Below are 24,248 nucleotides of genomic sequence, written 5' to 3'. Positions count from 1 at the left end.
GGCCCACCGCATGGCTGTCAACGACGCCTACGTCAGCCCGGAAGCCTCGAACACCTTCCGCGCCCCGCCCCCGTCAATGTGATCCGCCAGCGCCTGCAGCTCCCGCGTACCACCCCGCAGGAACCCCCGCTCCCGCGACCGCCGCACCCCCGTGTCCAGGTGGTGCCACAGCAGCGGCGACGCCGCCAGCTGCCGCGGGTCCAGGGTCACCCGCCCGCCCATCAGGTCCTCCAGGACCAGCCGCGACCCCATCCCGCTCCGCGCGCGGATGGTGATCAGCTGGTCGGTGCGTACGCGCTGCTCGCGCAGCAGCCCGCGCACCGTCAGCAGCCCGCCCTGCGCCTCGATCCGCGGCGGCCGCACCAGCACGTACACGACCAGCGCCAGACCCGCCCACCCGGCGGCGCGCGGCAGCGCGAGCGCGCCCGTGGCGAGGTCGCTGACGATGAGGGCGGCGAGGAGCGCGGCCGCGGCATAGCCGCCGGTGCGCAGCTCACGGCAGCGGTGGGGGTCCGGAGCGCCGTGGTCGTTCATGGCGGGAGGCTAGGCAGAAGGACCCCCGCACGTCACCACCTGCCAGCGATTTTTGCCCGGTCGTGACCAATGAGTGAACGCGGCCACAAGCGACGATCACCCCGGAAGCCGACACACCGCCGCAATCCCTCTGTCGTAATTCCGCACCAGGGTTGATCGTTGAGTGGTACGCCGATGACCCCCCCACTCACCCAACGGCATCCGGGAGTACGAGACATGACGATCAGCCGCAGAACTCTGCTCGGGACCACCTCGGCTCTCACCCTCACCGGCGCACTGGCCGCCTGCGGCTCGAACACCGGCCGCGACGACTCCGGCGGCGGCGGGCCGAAGCTGGAGCACTGGTATCACCAGTACGGCGAGCAGGGCGTCGAGCAGGCGGTGAAGAAATACGCGGACGCGTACGACAAAGCGGATGTTTCCATCCAGTGGCGCCCCGGCGACTACATGCAGCAGCTCTCCGCCGCCCTCCTCACCAAGGACGGCCCGGACGTCTTCGAGACGGAGGGCCCGGAGCTGGACCAGATCCGCGGCAAGAGGGTGGCCGACCTCACCGACTTGATCAAGGACGTCAAGGACGACTTCAATCCGGCGGTCCTGGCCACCAAGACGTACGAGGGCAAGGTCTACGGCATCCCGCAGGTCGTCGACATGCAGCTGCTCTATTACCGGAAGAGCCTCCTCGACGACGCCGGCGTCAAGCCGCCGCAGACCCTGGACGAGCTGGTGGACGCGGCCAAGGAGCTCACGACCAAGAAGACGAAGGGCCTCTTCCTCGGCAACGACGGCGGCGCCGCGGTGCTGGGCGCCACCCCGGTGCAGGCGGCGGGCCTGAGCTTCGTATCCCAGGACGGCACGGTCGGCTTCGACGACCCGGCGGCGGCCAAGGCGGTCGGCAAGCTGCGGGCGCTGTACGCGGACAAGTCCCTGCTCCTGGGCGCCCCGTCCGACTGGTCGGACCCGGCGGCCTTCACCCAGGGGCTCACGGCGATGCAGTGGAGCGGCCTGTGGGCGCTGCCGGCCGTGAAAAAGGAGCTGGGCGACGACTTCGGGGTGCTGCCCTTCCCCAAGGACGGCGCGGCGGGCAGGCCGACGGTCCCGGTGGGCGCCTTCGCGGCCGCGGTGAACGCGAAGAGCAAGCACGCGGCCGCGGGCAAGGCGTACCTGAAGTGGCTGTGGGTGGACAAGGAGGACTATCAGGAGGACTTCGCCCTCTCGTACGGCTTCCACATCCCGGCCCGCGTCTCCCTGGCCAAGAAGGCGAAGAAGCTGCAGGAGGGCGCGGCGGCGGAGGCGGTGAAGCTGGCGACGGAGAACGGCTTCTCGAACCCGCTGATCTGGACGACGGCGGCGAACAGCGCGTACAACGACGCGCTCAGCCGCATCATCAAGGACGGGAAGGACCCGGACGCGGAGCTGCGGAAGGCCGTCCGCAAGGCCCAGTCCGAGCTGGCCCGGGTCCAGGGAAAGCCTTCCTGAGGTGCTGCGTACGCTGCTCGGCCCGCAGAACCGCAACCTCTGGTTCTGGATCTTCGTGGGCCCGTTCGCGATCGGCCTGGCGCTCTTCACGTACGTGCCGCTGGGCTGGAGCCTCTATCTGAGCTTCTTCGACGCGCACAACACGGTGACGCCGGAGGACTTCGTAGGCCTGTCCAACTACCGCGCCATGCTGACGGATTCGGCCTTCCAGGACAGCCTCCTGACCTTCGTGGTCTTCACGGCCTTCATCGTCCCGGCCACCTTCGCGCTGTCGCTGGCCCTCGCCCTGATGGTGAACCGGCTGCGCTGGGCGCAGGCCTTCTTCCGCTCGGTGTTCTTCCTGCCGGTGGCGTGCTCGTACGTGGTCGCCGCGCTGGTATGGAAGCTGTCGATCTTCAACGGGGTGCGCTTCGGGCTGGCGAACACGGTGCTGGGCTGGTTCGGCGAGGATCAGATCGCCTGGCTGTCGATGACCGACCCGCCCTGGTACTGGCTGGTCATCGTGACGGTGCGGCTGTGGCTGCAGGCCGGCTTCTACATGATCCTCTTCCTGGCGGGCCTGCAGCGGATCCCGAAGACGCTGTACGAGGCGGCGGCGGTGGACGGGGCGCGGGAGGGCTGGCAGGTCTTCCGGCACATCACCTTCCCGCAGCTGCGGGCGACATCGGTGGCGGTGGTGCTGCTCCTGGTCATCAACTCCTTCCAGGCCTTCGACGAGTTCTACAACCTGCTGTCGTCGGCCAAGGGCTATCCGCCGTACGCCCGCCCGCCCCTGGTGCACCTGTACATCCTCGCGCTGGGCAAGGAGCAGAACCTGGGCCTCGGCTCGGCGGGCGCGATCATCCTGGCGCTGATCATCGGCGTGGTGACGGTGGCGCAGGCGCGCTTCTTCGGCCTGGGGAGGCGGGAGGACTGATGCACGACGCTTTGGTACGGGCAGGGCGGGCGCTGCGCGTGGTCCTGCTGATCGCGCTGGCGGCGCTCTTCCTGATCCCGTTCTACCTGCTGCTCCGCAACGGCCTGGCGCGGGAGGAGGACATCACCGCGCCGGACTGGACGCTCTTCCCCCGCGACCTGCAGTGGGGGAATCTGAGCGAGCTCTTCGCGGACACGAGCGTGCCGATGGCGCGGGCGCTGCTGAACTCGTCGCTGATCGCGGTGGCGACGACGCTGGGCACGCTGCTCCTGGCGTCGCTGGCCGGGTATGGCCTGGCGCGGATCCCGTACCGCCACGCGAATCTGGTCTTCTACGCGATCCTGGGCACGCTGATGGTCCCGGCGGCGGTGACGTTCGTCCCGACCTTCGTGCTGGTCTCGACGCTCGGCTGGATCTCCACCCTCCGCGGCCTGATCATCCCGACCCTCTTCTCGGCCTTCGCCTGCTTCATCTTCCGCCAGTACTTCCTGGGCTTCCCGAAGGAGCTGGAGGACGCGGCACGGGTGGACGGCCTCGGCTACTGGCGCACGTACTGGCGCATCGTCGTCCCCAACTCCCGCCCGGTCTTCGCGGCGGTGGGGACGATCGTCTTCATCGGGGCGTGGAATGCCTTCCTGTGGCCGCTGGTGATCGGCCAGGACCGGGATGCGTGGACGGTGCAGGTGGCGCTGTCGACCTTCACGACGGCCCAGACGATCAATCTCCATGAGCTCTTCATCGCGGCGGTGGTGTCGATCCTGCCGCTGCTGGTCGTCTTCCTTGTGCTGCAGCGGTACATCGTGGCGGGGGTGGAGCGGTCCGGGATCGATGAGTAGGAAGGCCTAGGCATCGGCGCTAGGGTGCGGCCATGAAGGCTGCGGTGCACAGCCGTTACGGGCCAGCCGCCGTGGTCCGGGTCGCTGAGGTCGACAAGCCGGCGATCGGGGACCGGGACCTGCTTGTGCGGGTGCACGCGACCACCGTCAACCGGACGGACTGTGCCTACCGGGCCGCCCGCCCCTTCTTCGTGCGCCTGTTCACCGGTCTTGCCCGGCCGCGGCGAAGCGTGCTGGGGACCGAGTACGCCGGAGTGGTGGAAGCGGTCGGCGGCGGCGTCACATCCTTTGCTGTGGGCGACCGGGTGTTCGGGTACAACGAGGGGGCGTTCGGCGCTCACGCCGAGTACTTGTCCGTTCCGCACGACGGCGTCCTCGCCACCATGCCGGCCGGAGTCGCCTTCGAAGAGGCCGCTCCCGGCACCGAGGGCTCGCACTACGCGCTGTCGTTCATCATGACGGCGGGTGTCCGGGCCGGGCACCACGTCCTCGTCCACGGCGCGACCGGCGCGATCGGGTCGGCGGCGGTGCAACTCCTGAAGCATTACGAGGCCACTGTGACGGCGGTCTGCGACACGGCGCACCTGGATCTGGTGAAGGGCCTGGGAGCGGACCGGGTCGTCGACTACACGGCTCAGGACTTCACCAGAGACGAGCAGCGCTACGACGCGGTGTTCGACGCGGTCGGCAAGAGCACGTTCGGCCGCTGCCGGCGGCTGCTGAAGCCCGGTGGCGTGTATCTGTCCGCGGACCTCGGGCCCTGGTGGCAGAACCTGCTTCTGCCGCTCGTCACGCCCTTGTTCCGGGGCAGGAAGGTGAAGTTCCCCCTTCCGAAGCAGGATCAGGAGATGGTGCGGTTCTTACGGGACCTGATCGAGGCCGGAGAGTTCCGGCCGGTCATCGACCGGCGGTATCCGCTGGCGCGGATCGTCGACGCCTACCGGTATGTCGAGACCGGGCAGAAGACCGGCAGCGTCGTCATCACCGTCGTAACCGCCTGAGGACGCCCCAGCCGGCTCAAGCTGCGAGGTCGGCTTCGGGCTGGAGTGCGGGGCCGAGCAGCAGGCCGCCGTCCAGGACGAATTCCGCGCCCGTGGCGAAAGAGGCGTCCTGGGAGGTGATGAAGAGCAGCAGGCGGGTGATCTCGTGGGGCTCGGCGAGGCGGGGGATGGCGAAGGGGGCGGGTGAGTAGAGGTCGGCGATGGCCGGCTGGCCTGTGACGGTGGGTTCGTTGATCAGGGGTGTGGAGACGACGCCGGGGTGGATGGAGTTGACCCGGATGTTGTCGCGGCCCAGCTCCAGCGCGGCCGTCTTGGTCAGTCCGCGTACGGCCCACTTGCTGGCGGTGTAGGGGGCATAGAAGGCCGTGCCGCCGTGGGCCATGGTCGAGGCGATGTTGACGATGGTTCCGCCGCCGCCCCTGCGCATGGACGGAGCCACGGCTCTGATGCCGAGGAACTGGCCGGTGACGTTGACGCCGAAGGTGTGCTCCCAGGTGCTCAGTTCGGTGTGCTCGATCGGGGCCGCCGGGTTCTGGACGCCCGCGTTGTTCACCAGGATGGTGACCGGCCCGAAGTGGTCTTCGGCTTCCCGCACCGCCGCCGCCCAGTCGTCCTCGCCGGCGACATCCAGGTGAACGGACAGCGCCCTGCGGCCGAGCTGAGCGGCGAGATCGCCGCCGGCGGCGTCGTCGCGGCCGGCGATGACGACGTTCGCACCCTCGTCGTGGTAGCCCTGCACATGGCTTCTGCCCATGCCTCCGCTGCCGCCTGTGACGATGACGGTCTGGCCCGTAAAGCGTCCCATGATGCTTCCTTCCATGATCACCATAATGGTGAGCCGAGCGACTCACCTCGCCTCTTCACCGTACGAGCAGGCCTGGAGGTGAGTCAAGTGACTCACCTCGCCGTGAGAGGCATACTGGAGGGCATGACGGCACAGCCATCGGAATACCACCGGCGCGTGGCAGCTCAGAAGCGGACGGCCATCATCGAGGCGGCGACGGAACTCTTCCTCGACGCCGGCTACGACGGCACCTCGCTGGCCCGCATCGCCGAGGCGGCCGGAGTGTCGCGGGCGACCCTGTTCAAGCAGTTCGCCACCAAGGCGGCCCTGTTCGAGGCGATCGTCACCGAGCACTGGAAGGTCGACGACGAGGAGGCGCCCCTCCCCGAGTCGGGCAATCTCCGCGCGGGGCTTGAGGCCATCGGACGACGCTACGTGGCGCTGCTCACCCAACCCGGCATGGCCGCCCTCTTCCGCATCGTCATCGCCGAGGTGCCGCGCTTCCCGGAGCTCGGCGAGACCCAGTTCAAGCTCGGCAAGATGCCCTACTTCGAATCGGTCCGCCGCTACCTGGCGGCGGAAAACGCCGCTGGTACGGCACGACTTGACGATGCGGAGATGGCGGCGACCCAATTCCTCGGAATGATCTCCAACTATGTGTTCTGGCCACGGATGCTGCTCGCCCACTGGGAGCCCGACGACTCCGCCATCACCAACGCGGTCGACCAGGCGGTGCTGACCATGCTCGCCCGATACGGCGCGCCAGAGGGCCGCAGAGCCTGAGATCAAAGGCCGGTCGCGGCACGGCCCTTAGTCTCCACGAATGACTCATGCGGAGACCGCGTATCACGGAGAGCTCGGCGAATACTTCGCCGCGCAGGCCACCGACAGCATCTACAACGCCCACACCGACCGCCCCGCCATGCTCGAACTCGCCGGGGAGGTGGGTGGGCTGCGGGTGCTGGATCTTGGGTGTGGGGGTGGGCATTACGCCGCTGAGTTGCTGGGGCGCGGGGCGGCTGAAGTGGTCGGGGTCGAGGGGAGTGAGTCGCTGCTGCGGGTCGCGCGCGAGCGGCTCGGGGGTGGGGCCGTGCTCCATCGGCATGATCTGGAGGAGCCGCTCGGCTTTCTCGCCGACCGGTCCTTCGACCTCGCCGTCATGGCGCTCGTCTACCAGCACCTCGACGCCCGGGAGCAGCTCCTCGCAGAGCTGCGGCGGGTGCTCCGCCCCGGCGCCGCGCTGCTGATCTCGATCACCCACCCCACCTCGGACTGGCGCTGGCTCGGGGGCTCGTACTTCGCCGATGAACGCGTCGATGCGCCGCATCACAACGGGCGGATGACGGTCAACTACTGGCGCATGCCGCTGGAGCGGTTCATCGGGGAGGTGCTGAGGGCCGGGTTCGTACTCGAAGAGCTGGTGGAGCCGCGGGCTGCCCCGGGGGCGCGGGGCGTCGACCCGGAGCGGTACGAGAAGACCCATACGTCACCCACCTTTCTGGCGGTGCGGCTGCGCAATCCGTAGCCCTGTAGCCCGCCCCTGGGGTCGGCCCGCCGGTATTTGAACTATGGTACAAGTAGTACGGTAGTTCAACTATCGATGGTGAGGTGTTACGGGCATGGAGCGGTCGGGGCGTGCCGGGTGGCGGGCGTGGGCGGGGCTGGGGCTGTTGGCGTTGCCGACCGTCCTGCTGGGGGTGGATGTCACGGCGCTCTATCTGGTCGGGCCGAGCCTGTCCGAGGAGCTGGATCCGACCTCCACCGAGACGCTCTGGATCATGGATGCCTATGGGTTCTTCATCGCCGGGTTCCTGATCACGATGGGGGCGCTGGGCGACCGGATCGGGCGGCGGCGCCTGCTGATGATCGGGGTGGCGGCCTTCGGGGTGGCCTCGGTCTTCGCCGCCTTCGCGCCCAGCGCGCTGTGGCTGATCGCGGCGCGGGCGCTGCTCGGCGTGGCCGGGGCAACGCTGATGCCCTCGACGCTGTCGCTGATCAGCAACATGTTCGGCGACGCGCGGCAGCGGGCCCTCGCCATCGGGGTGTGGGCGACCATGTTCGCGCTGGGGATGGCGGCCGGGCCGATCGTCGGCGGGGCACTGGTCGCCGCCTTCTGGTGGGGGGCCGTGTTTCTCGTCGCCGTGCCGGTCGCGGTGCTGGTGCTGATCGGGGCGCCGGTGCTGCTGCCGGAATACCGGAGCCCGGCCGGGCGGCCCGATCTGGTGAGCGTGGGGCTGTCCCTCGCGGCGATGCTGCCGGGCGTGTACGCGATCAAGCATGCGGCCGCGTACGGCATCGACGGCCAGGCGGTGGCCGCCGCCCTCGTCGGGGTCGGCGCCGCGGTCGCGTTCGTCCGGCGGCAGCTGCGGCTGAGCGAGCCGCTGCTGGACATGAAGCTCTTCGGCGGCCGGGCCTTCTCCGCCGCGCTGTCCGTGCTGCTGGTCGGGCTGGCCGGTTACGGCGGGGTGATGTTCCTGGTCACCCAGTATCTGCAGCTGGTCGAGGGGCAGTCGCCGACGACGGCCGGGCTGTGGATGGGGCCGCCCGCGCTGGCCATGCTCGTCGGCGCCATCGGCGCCCCGATCGTGGCCGGCCGGGTGTCACCCGGCGTCGTCATGGCGGCCACCCTGGCGCTGTCGCTGTCCGGGTATGTGTCGCTCGCCCTCGCCGGGACGGACAGCAAGGCGCACGTCATCGCCGGCTTCGCGCTCGTCTACCTCGGGCTCGGGGTCATCTCCGCGCTCGGTACGGACATCGTCGTGGGTGCGGCTCCGGCGGAGAAGTCGGGCTCTGCGGCGGCGCTGTCCGAGACGGTGCAGGAGCTCGGCATCGCGGCGGGGGTCGCCCTGCTGGGCAGCCTCACCACCGTGATCTACCGGAGCCGGGCCGAGGCTCCCGCCGGGCTGTCCCGGGAGGCGGCCGATGCGTACGGCGACGGGCTCGCCGGAGCCGCGTCCCTCGGGGAGCAGGTGTCGGCCGGGGCGCTGGCCCACGCCCGTAACGCCTTCACCAGCGGGCTCAACACGGCCGCCGTCGTCGCCGGCATCGCCGTGGCGGGGGCCGCGCTGGCCTGCTTTACGATGCTGCGACACCTGCGGCCGCTCGGCGACGCCGGGCGGGAGGCGGAGCCGGTAGCCTCGGCTCTCGGCGGGCCTGCGCAGGAGCGGCACTGACTGGTGAGCGGGAAGATGGCGGCTGAACACGACACGGTCGACGGGCGCAAGCTGCGCGGTCAGCGCCGCCGGGCCCAGATCATCGAGGCGACGCTCGCGATCGTCCATCGGGACGGCGCGACGGGGGTCACGCACCGTACCGTCGCCAAAGAGGCGGGGATCACCACCAGTCTGACCCTGTACTACTTCGCGACCTTGGACGATCTGCTGGTCGCCGCCCTGACCAGCGTGACCGACGAGTACACGCGCCGGATCCGCGGGCTCATCGACCGCTCGTCCGAGGACGACCCGCTCGACGGCCTCGCCCAGCTCATCGCCGAATCCGCCGGGCCGGGGCGGGAGCGGGCGCTCGCCGAGCGGGAGTTGTCGACGCTGGCGGCCCGGCGGCCCGCGCTGCGGCCGGTCGCGCGGCGGTGGCGGGATCATGTCGCGGAGCTGGCGGGGACGCGGACCGATGATCCGGATGCGATCGAGGCCGTGGTCGCGCTGTCGGATGGGCTGTGCGCGGCGATCCTCCTCAATGACGAGGGGGCGGAGGCCGACACGGACCACATTCGTACGGTCCTCGGCACGGCGCTGCGGCGCGGGCGCTCGTAGCCGGCCGAGACGCCCAACCCGCCTACCGTGGCCCGACCGGAAGCGACTCCTTCGGCCCGAGGAAGCGCGGCGACGGGGTGAACAGCGCGTCGATCGCCGCCTTCCCCGCGCCCGGGATCTCGCGGAGGCCGCCGTAGTACCAGGTCGCGTCGTGGGGTTCCGGGACGCCGATGCCGTACGAGGCGATGCCTGCCGCGCGGCACAGCGCCAGAGCGCGGCGGATGTGGAAGTCCTGGCTGACGAGGATCGCGCGGTGGACGCCGAAGACCTTGCGGGCGCGGGCGCAGGAGTCCCAGGTGTCGAAGCCCGCGTAGTCGCGGACGACGCGGTCGGCGGGGACGCCGCGTTCGGCCAGATAGCGGCGCATGGCGGTGGGCTCGTCGTACGCCTCGGTGCTGTTGTCACCACTGACCAGAAGCGCCCGCACCTTGCCTTGCTCGTAGAGCTCGGCCGCGGCGTCCAGCCGGTGCGCCAGATACGGAGACGGCTCTCCGTCCCAGAGCCCGGCCCCGAAGACGAGCGCCACGGGCGCCTCGGGCGCGTCGGCGGCGTCCGCCGCCACCCGGTCCCCGGCGGACACGAACAGCCAGGCCGGCGGCAGCAGGCCGAGCACGCACAGCAGCACCGCGATCCGCAGCGCGCGCCGCCGCGCCCGGTGCGTACGCAGCCACGACACCGCAGCCATCGGGACGGTTCCTGTTACCGGCCGGCCGGCGTGAGGCGGATCGGCAGGGTCTGGCGGCTGTTGCCCACGAAGCTCGGGTGGGAGGGGAGTTCCGGCTCCGGGATGGCCAGGTCCAGGTCCGGGTAGCGGGTGAACAGCGTCCGCAGGGCCGTGGTTGCTTCCAGGCGGGCCAGGGGGGCGCCTATGCAGTAGTGGGCGCCGTGGCCGAAGGAGAGGTGGCGGGTGGCCTGGTCGCGGGTTATGTCGAAGATGTCCGCCGCCGGGCCGTGGGCCTTCTCGTCGCGGCCCGCTGCCGTGTAGCCCGCCAGGACCGGGGCGCCCTTCGGGATGCGTACGCCGCCGACTTCCATGTCGCGGGTCGGGTAGCGGAAAGGGAAGAAGCTCACCGGGGCGTCCCAGCGCATTGTTTCCTCGACCGCCGCTTCCCAGGGCACCTTCCCCGATTGCAGCAGCGCCAGCTGGTCGCGGTGGGCGCACAGGGCCCGTACCGCGTTGGTGATCAGGTTGAGCGTCGTCTCGTGGCCCGCCACGATCAGCAGCAGCATCGTGCCGATCAGCTCCTGCTCGCTGAGCCGGCCGCCGTCCTCCTCGCGGGCCGCGATCAGGGCGCTGATCAGGTCGTCGCCGGGGGCGGCCGCCCGTATCGCGGCCAACTGCGCCAGGATCGCCACCATTTCGCGGTTCGCCGACACCGCCGATTCCGGCGTGGTGTTGGTGTTGACGATGCGGTTGGAGAGGGTGTGGAGGCGGTCGGTGTGCTCCGCGTCTATGCCCATCAGGTCGCAGAGGACGCCCATCGGGAGGGGGAGGGCGAAGTGGCGGCGGAGGTCGGCGGCGCCGGTGCCGTAGCCGTCCGCGTCCGTGGCCGCCGCCTCGGCCAGGTTGTCGAGGAGGGTGTCCGCCAGGTCCGAGACCCGCGGGCGGAGCTCCTCCACCCGGCGCGGGGTGAAGGCCTTCGTCGCCAGGCCGCGCAGCCGCCGGTGGTCGGCGCCGTCCGCCGTCGTCATCCCCGGCACCGTCGCGAAGGTCAGCAGCGGCCAGCCCTCCGGGATACGGCCCTCCGCGAGCGCCGCGAAGTGGCAGGCGTCCTTTGCCACATCGGGGTGCGCGAGGAAGTCCTTCAGGTCGTCGTGGCGGGTCACCGCGTAGCCCGTGAGGCCGCCGGGGAGCGACACCGGGGCGGCGCCGCCGTGGGCGCGGAGGCGGGCGTTGAGGGCGTGCCGGTCGTCGGCGCCGTCGACGTCCAGGTGGAAGGGGGTGGTTGTCCGGGCGGGTATCCCGGGCTCCGGCTGTGCGGTCATCGGACGTCTCCTTGAGGGCTCGGCGTACGGCTCGGCGGGTGGCTCGATGTGCGTACGGGCAGCCCCGCCAGCCCCGTCGACCACGGCGACGTCACCCACGTCAGCTCCGACTCCGGCTCCGCGAGCCGCAGATCCGGCAGCCGGTGGTGCAGCGTACGGACCGCCGTCCGCGTGATCAGCCGCGCCATGTCCTGCGCCGGGCAGGCGTGCGGGCCCGCGCCGAAGGCGAGGTGCGAGCGGTTGCCCGTGACCGGCCGCCCGGTCGGCGGCAGCGCCTCCGGGTCGGCGTTGGCGCCGGCCAGGCCCAGTATCAGCATGTCGCCCGTCTGCACCTGCCGGCCGCCGAACTCCAGGTCGCAGGTGGCGTACCGGGCCGGGAAGTTCTGCGTCGGGGGGTAGCGCCACAGCACCAGGTCAAGGGCGTCGTCCACCGTCATCGCGCCGCCGGTGAGGGAGGAGCGGAAGGCCTCGTCGGTGAGGAGGATGCGGAGGGTGGTGGAGATCCAGTTGACCGTGGTCTGGTTGCCGGCGACGAAGACCACGACGAGGTTGTGGAGGATCTCGTCGTCCGTGAGCTGCGCCTCGTGGTGGATCAGAGACGACGTGAAGTCGTCGCCGGGGTGAGCGCGTTTGTGCGCGATCAGGTCCTGGAGGATCTCGGCCATGCGGCGGCTGGCGTTCGCCGAGTCGGCGTTGTGCGCCACCGTGCCGGCGATCGCCTGGGTGAGGAGCTGGGCCGTACGCTCCTCAAGGCCCAGCAGCGCGATGATCACCTCGAGCGGGAGCTTGCGCGCGTAATGCGGTACCAGGTCGACCTGGCGCTGGGCCGTAAAGCTGTCGATGAAGCCGTCGATCAGCCGCTCCGCCGCCGCCTGCACGATGCGGCGCAGGCCGTGGCCGTCCACCCCGCCGAGCGCGGCGGCCACCGCCGTGCGCTGGCGGCGGTGCTGCTGGCCGTCGGCGTACAGGAGGGCCGGGCGCCAGCCGACCATCGGCATCAGCGGCGAGTCCGCGGGGACGCGGCCCTCGCGCAGCGGGGTCCAGCGGCGCGGGTCGTGGGAGAAATGGTGCTCGTCGTGGGTGAGTTCGAGCAGCTCCCGGTGGCCGATGACCAGCCACGCCGGGATGCCGGGGGCGATCGTCACCGGCGCCACCGGGCCGTACTCGGCGCGCAGCTTCTCGTACAGCTCCGGCAGCGAACCGCCGTCCAGGCCCGCGCCGTACAGGGCGGCGCGGGCGCCGGAGCCGGGCTCGTAGGGGCAGCCTGCTGAGGTCATGCGGTGCGCTCCGTGGCGGACTCGATGAGGTGCGTGATGAGCGAGATCAGCGCCCGTACGGACGAGGTGTGCTCGCGGGCGTCGCAGACGACGAGCGGGGTGTGCGGCAGCAGGTCCAGGGCCGTACGCAGGTCGGATTCGTGGTGCCGCGGGCTGTCGGGGAAGTGGTTGACCGCGACCGTGAACGGCATGTCCAGGTCCTCGAGATGCCCGATCGAGTCGAAGGACGCCTCCAGGTCGCGGGTGTCGACCAGGGCGAGGGCGCCGAGCGAGCCGCGGGCCAGCTCCTTCCAGGCGGGCAGGAAGCGCTGCTGGCCCGGGGTGCCGAAGAGGTACAGGACGATGTCGCTGTCGAGGGTGATGCGGCCGAAGTCGAGCGCGACCGTGGTCGTGGTCTTCGCCGGGCCCGCCGGGCGGTCGGAGAGCTGCCCGGCCCGGGTCATCACCGCCTCCGTGGAGAGCGGGGTGATCTCCGAGACCGTGCCTATGAGGGTGGTTTTGCCCACGCCCATGGGACCGACCACCAGGATCTTGGCGGAGCCGGTCACGCCGGAGTCCACATAGACCTCGCCGGACTGCCCGGGGTCGGCCGGTGCGACCGGGGCGTCAGATCCGGTTCTCGAGCCCATGGAGCACCTTTCCTAGGACGTCTCGGTACGGGTCGCCTGCGGCGCTTGACTCGCTCGTCGTCAGGGGCGGGCGGTTCTCTATGTGGCCTGCTGCGATGAGGTCGGCGAGGAGGACCTGCACGACCCCGGGGGAGAGCTCAAGGTGCGCCGCCACCTCGGCCACCGACAGCAGTCCGCGGCAGCGGTCGACGATGCGGCGGTACTCCGGCTGCAGCTCCGGCGGCAGCGGCAGCCCGGTCGCGACCACCAGGGCCTCCAGCGGAAGCGGTTCCGCCTGGGCGGCGGCGCGGCCTCCAGTGATCACGTACGGGCGGACGGGTGAGGCCTCGCGGGGGCCGTCCTGGTGCCCCTGGTGCGGGTCCCACGTCATGAGCCCGGCTCTGGGGGTCTGGCCGCAGTGGGGGGCGGGTCGGCGGGCTGGTCCGCGGGAGCCGCCGGGGCTCTCGGCTCAGCGGGCGCTATCGGATCGGCGGGCGCGATCGGATCAGCGGGCGCTATCGGCTCCGCCGGGTCCTTGGCGGACAGCTGCGCGCCGATCTTCACCACCAGGATCTGCATCTGCTGCGCCACCAGCGCCACATCCGCGTCCGCGCCCGTCGCCACCGCGAGCGAGGCGCCGGACCCGGCGGAGGTGAACAGCACATACCCCTGCTCGGACTCCACCATCAGCTGCCGTACCCCCGCCTCCTCGCCGAGGAAGAGCGCCACCGCCGACCGGCTGGTGATCGTGAGCGCGGCACACGCGGCGGAGAGGGCCTCCGCCTCGCCGCGGCCGAGCTCCGGGATGTCGCCGGTGAGGCCAGCGGCGGAGGCGTGGCCGAGGTGCAGGCCGTCGTCGGAGACGACGACGGCGTGCCGGACGCCGGGGATCCCGGTGATGGGGCGGAGCATCCAGCCGACGTCCGGCAGTGCGGTGAGCCTGGCGGCGGGCATCAGCGGTCTCCCTCGTTACGCGGGGGTTGAGTTTGTTGGCCGGCGTCCTGTTGGGCGAGGAGGCGGCCGCGGCGGGTGCCGGCGATCACGCCGGCGATGCTGTTACGGGCGGCGTCCGGGGACCAGGAGTCGTCCGTGGCGGCGGTGGCGGGCTCCTCCGCGGGGGCACCCGCCGCCCGGCGGCGATTGCGGCGGCGGGGGAGCGGGGTGTCCTCCGGCGGCGGCGGGCTCGCCTGCGGGGGTACGGCGGTGGTCGTGACCGCGGGTTCGGGTGCGGCCGGCGGCGGGGGCGCCGTCAGCAGCCGGTGGGGTACGAAGAGGACCGCGCGGGTGCCGCCGTAGCCCGAGGCCGTCGACAGCTCGACCGTGAAGCCCAGTTCGCGGGACCAGCGGCCGACGCAGGCGAGGCCGAGGCGGGGGACCGCGCCCAGGTCGGTGATCTCCAGGCCGTCGCGCAGCCGCGCGCCCGCCTCCTCCAGCGCGTCGGGCGCCATGCCGAGACCGGCGTCGTCGACCTCGATGACCGCGCCGGAGGCCACTTCCCGTACGGACACCAGGACCGGGGAGGTCGCGGGCGAGAACTCCGTCGCGTTCTCCAGCAGCTCGGCGAGCGTGTGCATCAGGCCCTCGGCGGCGCCCGCGGCCACGTACACGCCCTGGCCGCCGTGCACCTCCACCCGCCCGAACTCCACGATCCGCGACTGGGCGCCGCGCACGCAGTCGTAGACGGAGAGCGGCTTCGCGGACCGGCGGGCGGGCCACACCCCGCACAGCACCATCAGCGTCTGCGCCTTGCGGGTCATCTGCGCGGCCGCGTGGTCGGCGCGCATCACCTCGTTGAGGAGATCGGGATCGTTCACCCGCTGCTCGATGCCGTCCAGGACGCGGCCCTGGACGGTGGCCATCGCATGTACGTTTCCGGCCACCGTCTCGAAGGCGGCCTGGACCGAGTCGCGGAGGTTGCGTTCGCGGCGGGCGGCCTGGTCGCGTTCGTCCGCGGCGGCCGCGGCCCGCTCCAGCTCCGCGGTGCGCGCGGCGGCGGTCGCGCGCTGCCGTCTGACCTCCTCGCGCTCCCGCAGCGCCCACGCGAGGCTGAGCGCGGCGACCGGCACGGTGGCCGCGGCAACGCACGCCGCGGCGGTGCCCGAGCGCAGCCCGAGCACGGTGGCGACGGCCGCGGCGGACACGGCGGCCGCGGCGGCGGCCCACAGCCAGTAGGCCGTGGCGGAGGCGGTCGGGGAACGGGTCATGAGCCCTCGCAGACGTGACCGAGCCTGTCGGACGACGCCGATGTTACTGATCGGGAGATCAACTGGCCATCGGCATCCGTTAGTTGACGCAGTGCAGTCAAGCCGTCACAGCGGCTCGGTCCAGCCATTGATACTCCAGTGAGCGCCGGCGGTCCGCCGCATAGGGTCCTGTGATCATGCACGACATATCCCTGGTGACGCTGCTCCTCCTCTGCATCGCCGCCGCCGCGGCGGGCTGGATCGACGCCGTGGTCGGCGGCGGTGGCCTGCTGCTTCTCCCCGCGCTGCTGGTCGGATATCCGAATCTGCAGCCCGCCTATCTTCTCGGCACCAACAAGGCGGTGGCCATCGTGGGCACCTCGGCCGCGGCGGTGACGTTCGCCCGTAAGACGGTCATTGACGTCCGGCTGGCGCTCCGTATCGGGATCGCGGCGCTCGCCGGTTCCTCGGGCGGCGCGCTGCTGGCGGCGGGGATCGACAGCGATGTGCTGCGCCCGGTGATCATGCTGGTGCTGCTGGGCGTGCTCGCCTTCGTCATGCTCCGCCCGGCCTTCGGTACGGTCCCGGCGGGCGGCCCCGCGACCCGGGCCCGGGTGCTGGCGGCGATCGGGGTGGCGGGCCTGGGGATCGGCTTCTACGACGGCCTGATCGGACCGGGGACCGGCACCTTCCTGGTCATCGCGCTGACCGCCATCCTGCATCTGGACATGGTCACGGCCTCGGCGACGACGAAGATCGTCAACACCTGCACCAACTTCGGCGCCCTGGTGATGTTCTCGATCCAGGGCACGGTGCTGTGGTCCCTCGCCGCCGTGCTGGCCGTCTTCAACCTCGCCGGCGGCATCCTGGGCGCCCGGATGGCGCTCAAGAAGGGAGCCGGTTTCGTACGGGCGGTGCTGGTCGTGGTCGTGGTTACGTTGGTGTGCAAGCTTGCCTACGACCAGTGGCTCGGCTGAGCCGGGCTGAGCCGAGGAGGCGCAACGTGGCCGGTGGCACGGGACCACAGACCGTACTGACCGTCCTGACCACGACGGACAGCGCAGCGGCAGCCGAGGAGCTCGCCCGTGGCGCGATCGCGGCCAAGGTGGCCGCCTGCGCACAGATCAGCGCACCGGTGACGAGCGTCTACCGCTGGGAGGGCGCGGTGGAGACCGCCACCGAGTGGCAAGTGCTGTTCAAGACAACGGAGGCGCGCTACGAATCGCTGGAGACGTATCTCCGCGGGGCGCACACCTATGACGTACCGGAGATCATCGCGGTGGCGGTGGCGCGGGGGAGCTACGAGTACCTGGCATGGGTGGAGGCGGAGGTCGGCTGAGTAGCCAACTCCACCCGAACCGCACACACCTTGAACTCCGGCATCCGGGACACCGGATCAAGAGCGGGATTGGTGAGGCTGTTCGCGCGCCCCTCCCCGCCCCAGTGAAAGGGCATGAAGACCGTATCCGGCCGAATCCCCGCCGTAATACGAGCCGGGGCGACGGCCCGGCCGCGTCGGGAGAGAACCGCGACCGGGTCGCCCTCGGCGGCCCCTACGCGGGCGGCGAGCTCGGGGTGGAGCTGGACGTAGGGGCCGGGTGAGGCCTCGTTGAGTTCGGCGGTCCGGCGGGTCTGTGCGCCGGACTGATACTGCGCGAGTACCCGGCCTGTCGTGAGCAACACGGGGTAATCCGGATCGGTTTCCTCCGCCGCGGGCCGGTGCGAGACCGGCGTGAAAACCGCCCGCCCGTCGGGCGTGGCGAAGCGGTCGAGGAACATCCGCGGTGTCGGCGAACCGCCCTCCGGACACGGCCAGAAGACGCCGTCCTCGGCCTCGATCCGCTCGTACGAGATCCCGGAGTAGTCCGCCTTGCCGCCCGCCGAGGCGCGGCGGAGCTCCGCGAAGATCTCCTCGGCTTCCAGCGGGAAGCCGGCCGTCAGCGCAGGCGCAAGACGCTCCGCCAGCCCCCGCAGCACCGCCAGGTCGCTCCGCACCCCCGCCGGCGGATCCACCGCCCGGCGGCGGAGCAGCACCCGCCCCTCCAGGTTCGTCATCGTGCCCGTCTCCTCGGCCCACTGCGTCACCGGCAGCACCACATCCGCCAGCGCCGCCGTCTCGCTCAGCACGACGTCCGCGACCGCCAGGAAGTCCAGCGACTTCAGCCGCGCCTCGACATGTGCCGCGCGCGGGGCCGAGACGACCGGGTTCGAGCCCATCAGCAGCAGCGCCTTCACGTCCCCGCCGAGCGCGTCGAGGAGTTCGTACGCGCTGCGCCCGGGCCCGGGGAGAGAGTCGGGGTCCACGCCCCACACCGACGCCACATGCGCCCGCGCCGCCGGGTCGGTCAGCATCCGGTAGCCGGGCAGCTGATCCGCCTTCTGGCCGTGCTCGCGGCCGCCCTGCCCGTTCCCCTGCCCGGTCAGGCAGCCGTACCCGGACAGCGGGCGGCCCGCTCGGCCCGTCGCGAGGCAGAGGTTGATCCAGGCGGAGACCGTGTCGACGCCCTTCGCCTGCTGCTCGGGGCCGCGCGCGGTCAGCACCATCGCGCCGGGCTCGGCGTCGCAGAAGAGCCGGGTCGCCGCGCGCAGCTGCGGCACCGGCACCCCGGTCACCCGCTCCACGTGCTCCGGCCAGTGCGCCATCGCCGCCGACCTGGCCTCCTCCCAGCCGGTGGTACGGGCCGCGATGAAGTCCTCGTCCGTACGGCCCTCCGCCACCGCCAGGTGCAGCATCCCGAGCGCGAGGGCCAGGTCCGTACCGGGGCGGGGGGCGAGGTGCAGGTCGGCGAGCTCGGCGGTGCGGGTGCGGCGCGGGTCGATCACGATCAGCTTGCCGCCGCGTTCGCGGAGCTCGGTGAAGTAGCGCAGTGCGGGCGGCATCGTCTCGGCCGGGTTCGAGCCGACGAGGATCACGCAGCCGGTGCGGGCGATGTCGGCCATCGGGAAGGGCAGCCCGCGGTCGATGCCGAAGGCGCGGCTGCCCGCGGCGGCGGCCGAGGACATGCAGAAGCGGCCGTTGTAGTCGATCTGCGAGGTGCCGAGGACGATACGGGCGAATTTGCCGAGGCTGTACGCCTTCTCGTTCGTCAGCCCGCCGCCGCCGAAGACGCCTACGGCGTCGGGGCCTGTGGCCCGCTGGGCGGCCTCGATCCCGGCCGCGATCCGGTCCAGCGCCTCGTCCCAGCCGGCGGGGACCAGCTCGCCGGTCTCCCCGTCGCGGATCAGCGGCTCGGTGAGGCGGACCGCCGCGTCGAGCACCGCGGGCGCGCTCTGGCCCTTGCCGCACAGCGCCCCGCGGTTCACGGGGAACGCGCTGCGCTCCAGCACCTCCAGGCCGGACGCCGCCTGCTTGAGCCGCATCCCGCACTGGAGGGAGCAGTACGGACAGTGGGTGTCGGTCGCCTCGCTCATGCTCTTCAGCCTGCGGCTCGCGTGTTACGGACCGGGCCCCGGCGCCATTACGCGGGGGCGTCGGCGTCCTCAGCGGGCGCCGGGGGCGGGTGTGAGCCGCGCACAACCATTCGTAAACGCGGCGCAACGGGGTGGCAATCAGCGGCAGCGAGGCTCTCTCCATGACGCCATCCACGACGGTTCCGCTGGACAGCGCCGGGCAGCTCATAGGGAACATCACGACACAGCTGACCGCCCAGCTGCGGGCGATGAGCCCGCCGCTTCAGGAACGCGGCGCCGACGGCACCGGGCGGCCGCCCACCCTTGTCGCCGTAGCCCACGGCAGCCGGCATCCGGCCGCGGCCGGGGCGGTGCGCGAGCTGGTCGCGGCGGTACGGGCGCTGAGCCCCGGGCTCGATGTGCGGCTCGGGCACATCGAGCTGAGCGAGCCGCTGCTCGCGGACACCCTCGCCGCGCTCAGCGGGGAGGTGGTGCTGGTGCCGCTGCTGTTCAGCCGGGGCTATCACGTACGGCACGACCTGCCCGCGGCGCTGGCGGCGGCCGGGCCGCGGGTACGGGGCACGGTGGCGGCGCCGCTCGGCCCGCATCCGCTGCTGGCGGAGGCGCTGCACGGGCGGCTTGTGGAGGCGGGCTGGCGGGCGGGGTCGCGAGCGCGCGCGGGCGCGGGCGCCGGGCACGCGGGCTCGGAGCGCGCGGGCGCTCGCGACGCCGTCGTGCTCGCCGCCGCCGGCTCGCGGGCGCGCGCCTCCGCCGTCGACATCCGCCGCACCGCGGACCTGCTCAGCGAGCGCCTGGGCGGCGTGCCGGTGGCCCCGGCGTACGCCTCCGGGGACGGCCCGCGCATGGCGGACACGCTCCGCCGCCTGCGCGCGACAGGGGCCCGGCGGATCGCGGTGGCCTCCTGCTTCGCCGCCCCCGGCCTCTTCGCGGACCGCATCAGGGCGGAGGCCCCCGGCCTCGCAGCCGAGCCCCTGGCCGCACATCCGGCACTGGCGCGCCTGGTGCTGGCGCGCTATCACGCGGCGGTGGCCTCGCGGGCGATTAGCTAGGCGGTCAGTGACTCCAGCGGTACCTCCGGGTTCGACAGGGCCTCCGGGTCCACCCTGGCGCCCGAGCGGATCAGGGCCTGGATCGGGTCCGTCACGTCCCACACGTTGACGTTCATGCCGGCCAGCAGCCGGCCTTCGCTCAGCCAGAAGGCGATGAACTCGCGGCGGCCCACGTCGCCGCGGCACACCACCTGGTCGTACGAACCCGGCGGCGCGTAGCCCGAGTACTCCATGCCCACGTCGTACTGGTCCGAGAAGAAGTACGGCACCCGGTCGTACACGACCTCCTGCCCCAGCATCGACTTGGCCGCCGCGGGGCCGCCGTTCAGGGCGTTCGCCCAGTGCTCCACCCGGAGCTCCCCGAACAGCGGGTGGTCGACGGCCGCGTTGTCGCCCACCGCGCAGATCAGCGGGTCCGAGGTGCGCAGCGCCGCGTCCACCACGATGCCGCCGCCGCGCGGCAGCACCTCCAGACCGGCCGCCTCCGCGAGGGCCGTCCGCGGGGCGGCGCCGATCGCGGCGAGGACGTCGTGGGCCGGGTGCTCCTCGCCGTCGTCGGTGAGGGCGGCGAGGACCATGCCGTCCTGGCCGGTGATCTCGGTGAGCCGGGCGCCGAAGTGGAAGACGACGCCGTGCTCGCGGTGCAGGTCGGCGAAGACCGCGCCCAGCTCGGGGCCGAGGACGGTGTGCAGCGGGGTCGGCTCGGGCTCGACGACCGTCACCTCGGCGCCGTACGTACGGGCGGCGGCCGCGACCTCCAGGCCGATCCAGCCGGCCCCGGCGATCACCAGCTGGCCGTTGTCGCGGCCCAGCGACGTCAGCACGCCGCGCAGCAGCTCGGCGTGGGCGAGGCGGCGCAGGTGGTGGACGCCGGCCAGGCCCGTACCCGGAATGTCGAGGCGGCGGGGCTCGGCGCCGGTGGCCAGCAGGAGTTTGTCGTAGTGGATGCGGGTGCCGTCGCCGAGGGTGACCGCCTGCGCGGCGCGGTCGAGTTCGGTGACCGTCTGGCCGAGGTGCAGCTCGATGTCCGCCTGGGCGTACCAGGCCGGCTCGTGCACGAAGACGCTGTCCCGCTCCTCCTTGCCGAGCAGCAGGCCCTTGGAGAGCGGGGGCCGTTCATACGGGTGGTCGCGCTCGTCGCCGATGAGGATGACGCGGCCGGTGAAACCCTCCGACCGTAGCGTCTCGGCTGCTTTGGCCCCGGCCAGTCCTCCTCCGACGATGACGAACGTCTGGTGTGCGTCGACCACTTCGCCCCTCCTAGCTTCCCGTGCGTCAGACCCAAGTCTGCCGCAAGGCGAGCGTCCCGCACGGAGCGTGATGGCGGAAGAGGGCGGATACGCCAGGCACCCCTTTGGAGCAGCCGTCGCGCCTAGCGGTGGCAGCGGGCTTCCCCCAGACACGCGCTGCCACCGCAAGCTCTCATGATGCGCGCCGCGCAAGGCGCATGACCGGACATTCGGCCAGAACGGAAAGGGAGTGCGCGGCTCCGCTGTTGTCATGTCCGCTGATGGGCATACTGCTTCCCCAGGGGGACAAGATGCTGCGAATCGACTTCAGTACGGCCGACTTGAGCCGGCTCCGTATCGCGGCGGAGCCCGACCCGATGTGGGAACTCGCCCTCAGCCTGCACCTTCTGCAGACCCGCGACGCCGCCCTGGCCTTCGACCCCTGGCGCCATCAGGTGCGGCGCGCGGTGGCGCAGGAAGGGCTCGCGGACGCGGTGGGCGCGCTGATGCGGCTGTGCCCCAACGCCGGCTACTTCCCGGACTTCCTCACCCCCGCCGGCGGCTCCCGCGACCTGGAGACCGGCATCGACGCGGTGCTGTCCACGCCCAGACCCCGGCTGTTCGCCGAGCTGTCCATGATGGCCGCCCGCGTCCACCAGCCGCCGGGCTACGCGCGTCGCCTGGCCGAGGGCGACGCCGAGACGCTCGGCCGGCTCGGCGCGGTGCTGCGCCGCTATTACGAGGTGGCGGTCGCCCCGTACCAGGACGCGGTCCGCTCGTCGCTGGCCGCGGACCGGGCGGAGCGCGGCTGCCGGGTGCTGGCGTGCGGCGCGGAGGGGCTGCTGGAGAGCTACGAGCCGGAGGTGACCTGGCGTGAGGGCGACCGGCTGGAGTGCGCGTATCCCGTCGACCGCGACCTCGACCTGAAAGAGCGGCCGCTGACGCTGCAGGCCTCCTTCTTCTGCGTACGCCGCCCGGTCGCCCTCGCCGACACCTCCCTGGACCAGGTGCTGGTCTATCCGGCGGGCCCGGCCCCCGGCTGGCTGGCGGAGGACCGCGGCGACGGCTCCTGCCGTTCGGTGCGGCGGCTGATCGGGGCGACCCGGGCCGAGGTGCTCGAGGTGCTGGCGCAGCCCATGTCGACCACGGGGATCTCCACGGCGCTGCGGCTGGCCCCGGCGAGTGCGAGCCGGCATGCGGCGGTGCTGCGGGAGGCGGGGCTGGTGGCGTCGCGGCGGGACGGGCATCAGGTGCTGCATGTGCGTACGTCGCTGGGGGACGCGCTGTTGGAGGGGCGGGGCTGAGCGGTCGGTCTCTCAGCCGGCCGGGACCAGGCGCCCGTGCAGGCTCCGCGCTCCCGCGTCCGTCAGCGCCGCGATCTGGTCGATCACGGCCCGCATCCGCCCCGCGTCGTCGGCCGCCGTGTCGAAGAGCGTCCAAAACTGCGGGTCGAGCCCCTCCGGCGCCCGCGCCAGCAGCGCCTCCGCCAGCTCGGTGAGCACGATCCGCTGCTCGGCCCGCAGCCGCTCCTGGTCGGGGCGCTGCATGACGTACCGGTCGGCGACGGCCTTCAGCACCGCGCACTCGAGGCGCTGCTCGTCCGGGACGATCAGCTCGGCCGCGTACCGGGTCAGCGGCCCGGTCCCGTACGCCGCCCGGGTGGCGCCCTCCGCGGCGAGGCAGAAGCGGCCGATGAGCTGGCTGGTCGCGTCCTTCAGCCGGGCCTGGGCCCGCGCGGTGCCGTCGTAGCCGTGCGGCCACCAGTCGGCGTCGAGGAGGCGGTCGAGGGCAGCGGCGAGCTCGGCCTCGTCGGCGCCCGGGGCGTAGCGCCCGGCGGCGACGGTGAAGATCTCGCGCCGCTCGGGCTCGGCCAGCAGCACATTCGGGTCGAGGTGCCCGGCGTGCAGCCCGTCCTCCACGTCGTGGACGGAGTACGCCACGTCGTCGGACCAGTCCATGACCTGCGCCTCGAAGCAGCGCCGGTACGGAGCCGCGTCCTCGCGCGCCCAGTGGAAGACCGGCAGGTCGTCGGTGTACACCCCGAACTTCGGGGAGGCCGGGTCCTCGGGATGCCCGCCGCGCGGCCACGGATATTTGGTCGCGGCATCCAGCGCCGCCCGGGTGAGATTGAGTCCGACGGGCTGCCCGTCCTCGCTGAACCGCTTCGGCTCCAGCCGGGTCAGCAGCCGCAGCGACTGCGCGTTCCCCTCGAAGCCGCCGCAGGGCCCGGCGACCTCGGCGAGCGCCTCCTCCCCGTTGTGCCCGAAGGGCGGATGGCCGAGATCGTGCGCCAGGCACGCGGTCTCGACGAGGTCGGGGTCGCAGCCGAGCGCCGCGCCGAGCTCGCGGCCGACCTGGGCGCATTCGAGGGAGTGGGTCAGGCGCGTACGGGGGGTGGCGTCCCACGCCTGGGACCGGGTGCCCGGGGTGACCACCTGCGTCTTCCCGGCGAGCCGCCGGAGCGCGGCGGAGTGCAGCACCCGAGCGCGGTCGCGCTGGAACGCGGTGCGCCCGGGCCGCTTGTCGGGCTCGGGGGCGTACCGCGTGAGGTCCCGGTCCGGATAGGCGCTGGTCATGAGTGAACCGTAGCCTGCGCCCGTCGCGGCGGAATCCTGCGGCTCCGGCGCGATCCATGGCCTGTCCGGCGTTTGAGGACATCTGCGCGGAGCGCGGATACCGCGCCGCAGGCGCGATAGGCCCGCGGGTAGCCTCGGCGTCATGCACATCCGCACCGCCCTGGTCCCCGCCGCCGAGATCCTCCAGCTCCGCTGGGACGTACTCCGGCCGGGCTTTCCCAGGGAGAGCGCGGTCTTTCCCGAGGACGACGCCCCGGGCGCGTACCACGTGGCCGCCTACGACCCCGACGGCATCGTCCGAGGCTGCGCCTCCTTCACGCCCGAGCCGCTCCCGGGGGAGGAGGGCACTCCGGCCCACCGCCTCCGCGGCATGGCGAGCGACCCCGCCGTCCGCGGCCAGGGCTACGGCATCGCCGTCCTCGACGCCGGCCTCGCCGAGGCCGCCGCCCGCGGCGCGGACCTCGCCTGGTGCAACGCCCGCACCGAGGCCCGCGGCTTCTACGAGGCCCAGGGCTGGGAGATCCGCGGCGCCGAGTTCCACATCGAGACCGTCGGCCCGCATTACGTGATGGTCCGCAAGCTCGGGTCTGTCCCCGCGCGGCCGTAGAA

The 24,248-nt window shown here is 72.2% G+C and carries 25 protein-coding genes; 13 read left to right on the top strand and 12 right to left on the bottom strand.

Annotated elements, in window-relative coordinates; genetic code table 11:
- Positions 1 to 27: 27 nt before the first annotated feature.
- Positions 28 to 534, bottom strand: coding sequence for a hypothetical protein (locus tag ACNNMR_RS13050; protein WP_419994751.1), 507 nt, complete (start codon positions 532 to 534; stop codon positions 28 to 30).
- Between the two features lie 216 nt (positions 535 to 750).
- Here ACNNMR_RS13050 and ACNNMR_RS13045 point away from each other — a divergent pair, with 216 nt between their 5' ends.
- From ACNNMR_RS13045 to ACNNMR_RS13030, 4 genes are read left to right on the top strand one after another with little or no spacing between them, the layout of a single operon-like run.
- Positions 751 to 2,013 (top strand): ABC transporter substrate-binding protein, encoded by a 1,263-nt coding sequence (locus ACNNMR_RS13045; protein WP_419994750.1) that lies wholly within the window; start codon positions 751 to 753, stop codon positions 2,011 to 2,013.
- Between the two features lies 1 nt (position 2,014).
- On the top strand, positions 2,015 to 2,929 hold the full coding sequence (locus ACNNMR_RS13040) for a carbohydrate ABC transporter permease (RefSeq protein ID WP_419994749.1): 915 nt from the start codon (positions 2,015 to 2,017) through the stop codon (positions 2,927 to 2,929).
- The gene (locus ACNNMR_RS13035; RefSeq protein WP_419994748.1) at positions 2,929 to 3,765 is read left to right on the top strand and encodes a carbohydrate ABC transporter permease; all 837 of its coding nucleotides are present in this window, start codon (positions 2,929 to 2,931) and stop codon (positions 3,763 to 3,765) included. Before ACNNMR_RS13040 ends, ACNNMR_RS13035 begins: the two co-directional genes overlap by 1 nt.
- A gap of 32 nt (positions 3,766 to 3,797) precedes the next feature.
- The gene (locus ACNNMR_RS13030) at positions 3,798 to 4,766 is read left to right on the top strand and encodes an NAD(P)-dependent alcohol dehydrogenase (RefSeq protein ID WP_419994747.1); all 969 of its coding nucleotides are present in this window, start codon (positions 3,798 to 3,800) and stop codon (positions 4,764 to 4,766) included.
- A gap of 16 nt (positions 4,767 to 4,782) precedes the next feature.
- On the opposite strand, the gene ACNNMR_RS13025 is transcribed toward ACNNMR_RS13030, so the two are convergent.
- Entirely contained in the window at positions 4,783 to 5,571 is a 789-nt protein-coding gene (locus tag ACNNMR_RS13025; protein ID WP_420000347.1) for an SDR family NAD(P)-dependent oxidoreductase, read from the bottom strand.
- A 123-nt stretch (positions 5,572 to 5,694) separates the two neighbouring features.
- On the opposite strand from ACNNMR_RS13025, the gene ACNNMR_RS13020 reads away from it, so the two are divergent.
- The 4 genes from ACNNMR_RS13020 to ACNNMR_RS13005 all read left to right on the top strand — a co-directional run bounded on the left by ACNNMR_RS13020 (position 5,695) and on the right by ACNNMR_RS13005 (position 9,320).
- A complete protein-coding gene (locus ACNNMR_RS13020; RefSeq protein WP_419994746.1) occupies positions 5,695 to 6,333 on the top strand; it encodes a TetR/AcrR family transcriptional regulator in 639 nt (212 codons plus the stop codon).
- A 40-nt stretch (positions 6,334 to 6,373) separates the two neighbouring features.
- Positions 6,374 to 7,075, top strand: a complete 702-nt coding sequence (locus tag ACNNMR_RS13015) for a class I SAM-dependent methyltransferase (protein ID WP_419994745.1) — start codon at positions 6,374 to 6,376, stop codon at positions 7,073 to 7,075.
- A 94-nt stretch (positions 7,076 to 7,169) separates the two neighbouring features.
- Complete coding sequence (locus ACNNMR_RS13010) at positions 7,170 to 8,723, top strand: MFS transporter (protein WP_419994744.1); 1,554 nt, start codon at positions 7,170 to 7,172, stop codon at positions 8,721 to 8,723.
- A 3-nt stretch (positions 8,724 to 8,726) separates the two neighbouring features.
- The gene (locus ACNNMR_RS13005; RefSeq protein WP_419994743.1) at positions 8,727 to 9,320 is read left to right on the top strand and encodes a TetR/AcrR family transcriptional regulator; all 594 of its coding nucleotides are present in this window, start codon (positions 8,727 to 8,729) and stop codon (positions 9,318 to 9,320) included.
- A gap of 22 nt (positions 9,321 to 9,342) precedes the next feature.
- Here the strand turns inward: ACNNMR_RS13005 and ACNNMR_RS13000 are convergent, their stop codons facing one another.
- Genes ACNNMR_RS13000 through ACNNMR_RS12970 form a run of 7 tightly spaced genes read right to left on the bottom strand, consistent with a single transcriptional unit; the run spans position 9,343 to position 15,395 of the window.
- On the bottom strand, positions 9,343 to 10,005 hold the full coding sequence (locus tag ACNNMR_RS13000; protein ID WP_419994742.1) for a SanA/YdcF family protein: 663 nt from the start codon (positions 10,003 to 10,005) through the stop codon (positions 9,343 to 9,345).
- A gap of 14 nt (positions 10,006 to 10,019) precedes the next feature.
- Positions 10,020 to 11,306: a cytochrome P450 family protein gene (locus tag ACNNMR_RS12995; RefSeq protein WP_419994741.1), complete on the bottom strand. Its 1,287-nt coding sequence runs from the start codon at positions 11,304 to 11,306 to the stop codon at positions 10,020 to 10,022.
- Positions 11,303 to 12,583 carry a cytochrome P450 gene (locus ACNNMR_RS12990; protein ID WP_419994740.1) on the bottom strand — a complete coding sequence of 427 codons (1,281 nt, stop codon included), beginning with the start codon at positions 12,581 to 12,583 and terminating at the stop codon, positions 11,303 to 11,305. Before ACNNMR_RS12990 ends, ACNNMR_RS12995 begins: the two co-directional genes overlap by 4 nt.
- Complete coding sequence (locus ACNNMR_RS12985) at positions 12,580 to 13,131, bottom strand: GTP-binding protein (RefSeq protein ID WP_420000346.1); 552 nt, start codon at positions 13,129 to 13,131, stop codon at positions 12,580 to 12,582. Before ACNNMR_RS12985 ends, ACNNMR_RS12990 begins: the two co-directional genes overlap by 4 nt.
- Before the next feature lie 58 nt (positions 13,132 to 13,189).
- Complete coding sequence (locus ACNNMR_RS12980; protein WP_419994739.1) at positions 13,190 to 13,582, bottom strand: DUF742 domain-containing protein; 393 nt, start codon at positions 13,580 to 13,582, stop codon at positions 13,190 to 13,192.
- Positions 13,579 to 14,145 (bottom strand): roadblock/LC7 domain-containing protein, encoded by a 567-nt coding sequence (locus ACNNMR_RS12975; RefSeq protein ID WP_419994738.1) that lies wholly within the window; start codon positions 14,143 to 14,145, stop codon positions 13,579 to 13,581. Before ACNNMR_RS12975 ends, ACNNMR_RS12980 begins: the two co-directional genes overlap by 4 nt.
- Positions 14,145 to 15,395 (bottom strand): ATP-binding protein, encoded by a 1,251-nt coding sequence (locus tag ACNNMR_RS12970; protein ID WP_419994737.1) that lies wholly within the window; start codon positions 15,393 to 15,395, stop codon positions 14,145 to 14,147. Before ACNNMR_RS12970 ends, ACNNMR_RS12975 begins: the two co-directional genes overlap by 1 nt.
- A 176-nt stretch (positions 15,396 to 15,571) precedes the next feature.
- Between ACNNMR_RS12970 and ACNNMR_RS12965 the strand changes: the two genes are divergently transcribed.
- The gene (locus tag ACNNMR_RS12965) at positions 15,572 to 16,351 is read left to right on the top strand and encodes a sulfite exporter TauE/SafE family protein (RefSeq protein WP_419994736.1); all 780 of its coding nucleotides are present in this window, start codon (positions 15,572 to 15,574) and stop codon (positions 16,349 to 16,351) included.
- Between the two features lie 26 nt (positions 16,352 to 16,377).
- On the top strand, positions 16,378 to 16,713 hold the full coding sequence (gene cutA / locus ACNNMR_RS12960; protein WP_419994735.1) for a divalent-cation tolerance protein CutA: 336 nt from the start codon (positions 16,378 to 16,380) through the stop codon (positions 16,711 to 16,713).
- Here cutA and ACNNMR_RS12955 read toward each other — a convergent pair.
- A complete protein-coding gene (locus tag ACNNMR_RS12955) occupies positions 16,674 to 18,785 on the bottom strand; it encodes a molybdopterin oxidoreductase family protein (protein WP_419994734.1) in 2,112 nt (703 codons plus the stop codon). The genes cutA and ACNNMR_RS12955 overlap by 40 nt on opposite strands.
- Before the next feature lie 161 nt (positions 18,786 to 18,946).
- Between ACNNMR_RS12955 and ACNNMR_RS12950 the strand changes: the two genes are divergently transcribed.
- Positions 18,947 to 19,834: a sirohydrochlorin chelatase gene (locus ACNNMR_RS12950; RefSeq protein WP_419994733.1), complete on the top strand. Its 888-nt coding sequence runs from the start codon at positions 18,947 to 18,949 to the stop codon at positions 19,832 to 19,834.
- Here the strand turns inward: ACNNMR_RS12950 and ACNNMR_RS12945 are convergent.
- Complete coding sequence (locus ACNNMR_RS12945; protein ID WP_419994732.1) at positions 19,831 to 21,084, bottom strand: NAD(P)/FAD-dependent oxidoreductase; 1,254 nt, start codon at positions 21,082 to 21,084, stop codon at positions 19,831 to 19,833. The genes ACNNMR_RS12950 and ACNNMR_RS12945 overlap by 4 nt on opposite strands.
- Before the next feature lie 290 nt (positions 21,085 to 21,374).
- On the opposite strand from ACNNMR_RS12945, the gene ACNNMR_RS12940 reads away from it, so the two are divergent.
- On the top strand, positions 21,375 to 22,367 hold the full coding sequence (locus tag ACNNMR_RS12940) for an ArsR/SmtB family transcription factor (RefSeq protein WP_419994731.1): 993 nt from the start codon (positions 21,375 to 21,377) through the stop codon (positions 22,365 to 22,367).
- 12 nt (positions 22,368 to 22,379) lie between these two features.
- Here ACNNMR_RS12940 and ACNNMR_RS12935 read toward each other — a convergent pair whose 3' ends face one another.
- Positions 22,380 to 23,639 carry a deoxyguanosinetriphosphate triphosphohydrolase gene (locus ACNNMR_RS12935; protein ID WP_419994730.1) on the bottom strand — a complete coding sequence of 420 codons (1,260 nt, stop codon included), beginning with the start codon at positions 23,637 to 23,639 and terminating at the stop codon, positions 22,380 to 22,382.
- A 142-nt stretch (positions 23,640 to 23,781) separates the two neighbouring features.
- Here ACNNMR_RS12935 and ACNNMR_RS12930 point away from each other — a divergent pair, with 142 nt between their 5' ends.
- Positions 23,782 to 24,246: a GNAT family N-acetyltransferase gene (locus ACNNMR_RS12930; RefSeq protein WP_419994729.1), complete on the top strand. Its 465-nt coding sequence runs from the start codon at positions 23,782 to 23,784 to the stop codon at positions 24,244 to 24,246.
- Positions 24,247 to 24,248: the final 2 nt, after the last annotated feature.

Origin of the sequence: Streptomyces boninensis (assembly GCF_048572725.1) — a bacterium.
Lineage (GTDB): Bacteria > Actinomycetota > Actinomycetes > Streptomycetales > Streptomycetaceae > Streptomyces > Streptomyces boninensis.
The sequence above is the reverse complement of the archived record's forward strand: the minus strand, read 5'-3'. Positions and strand labels throughout refer to the sequence as shown.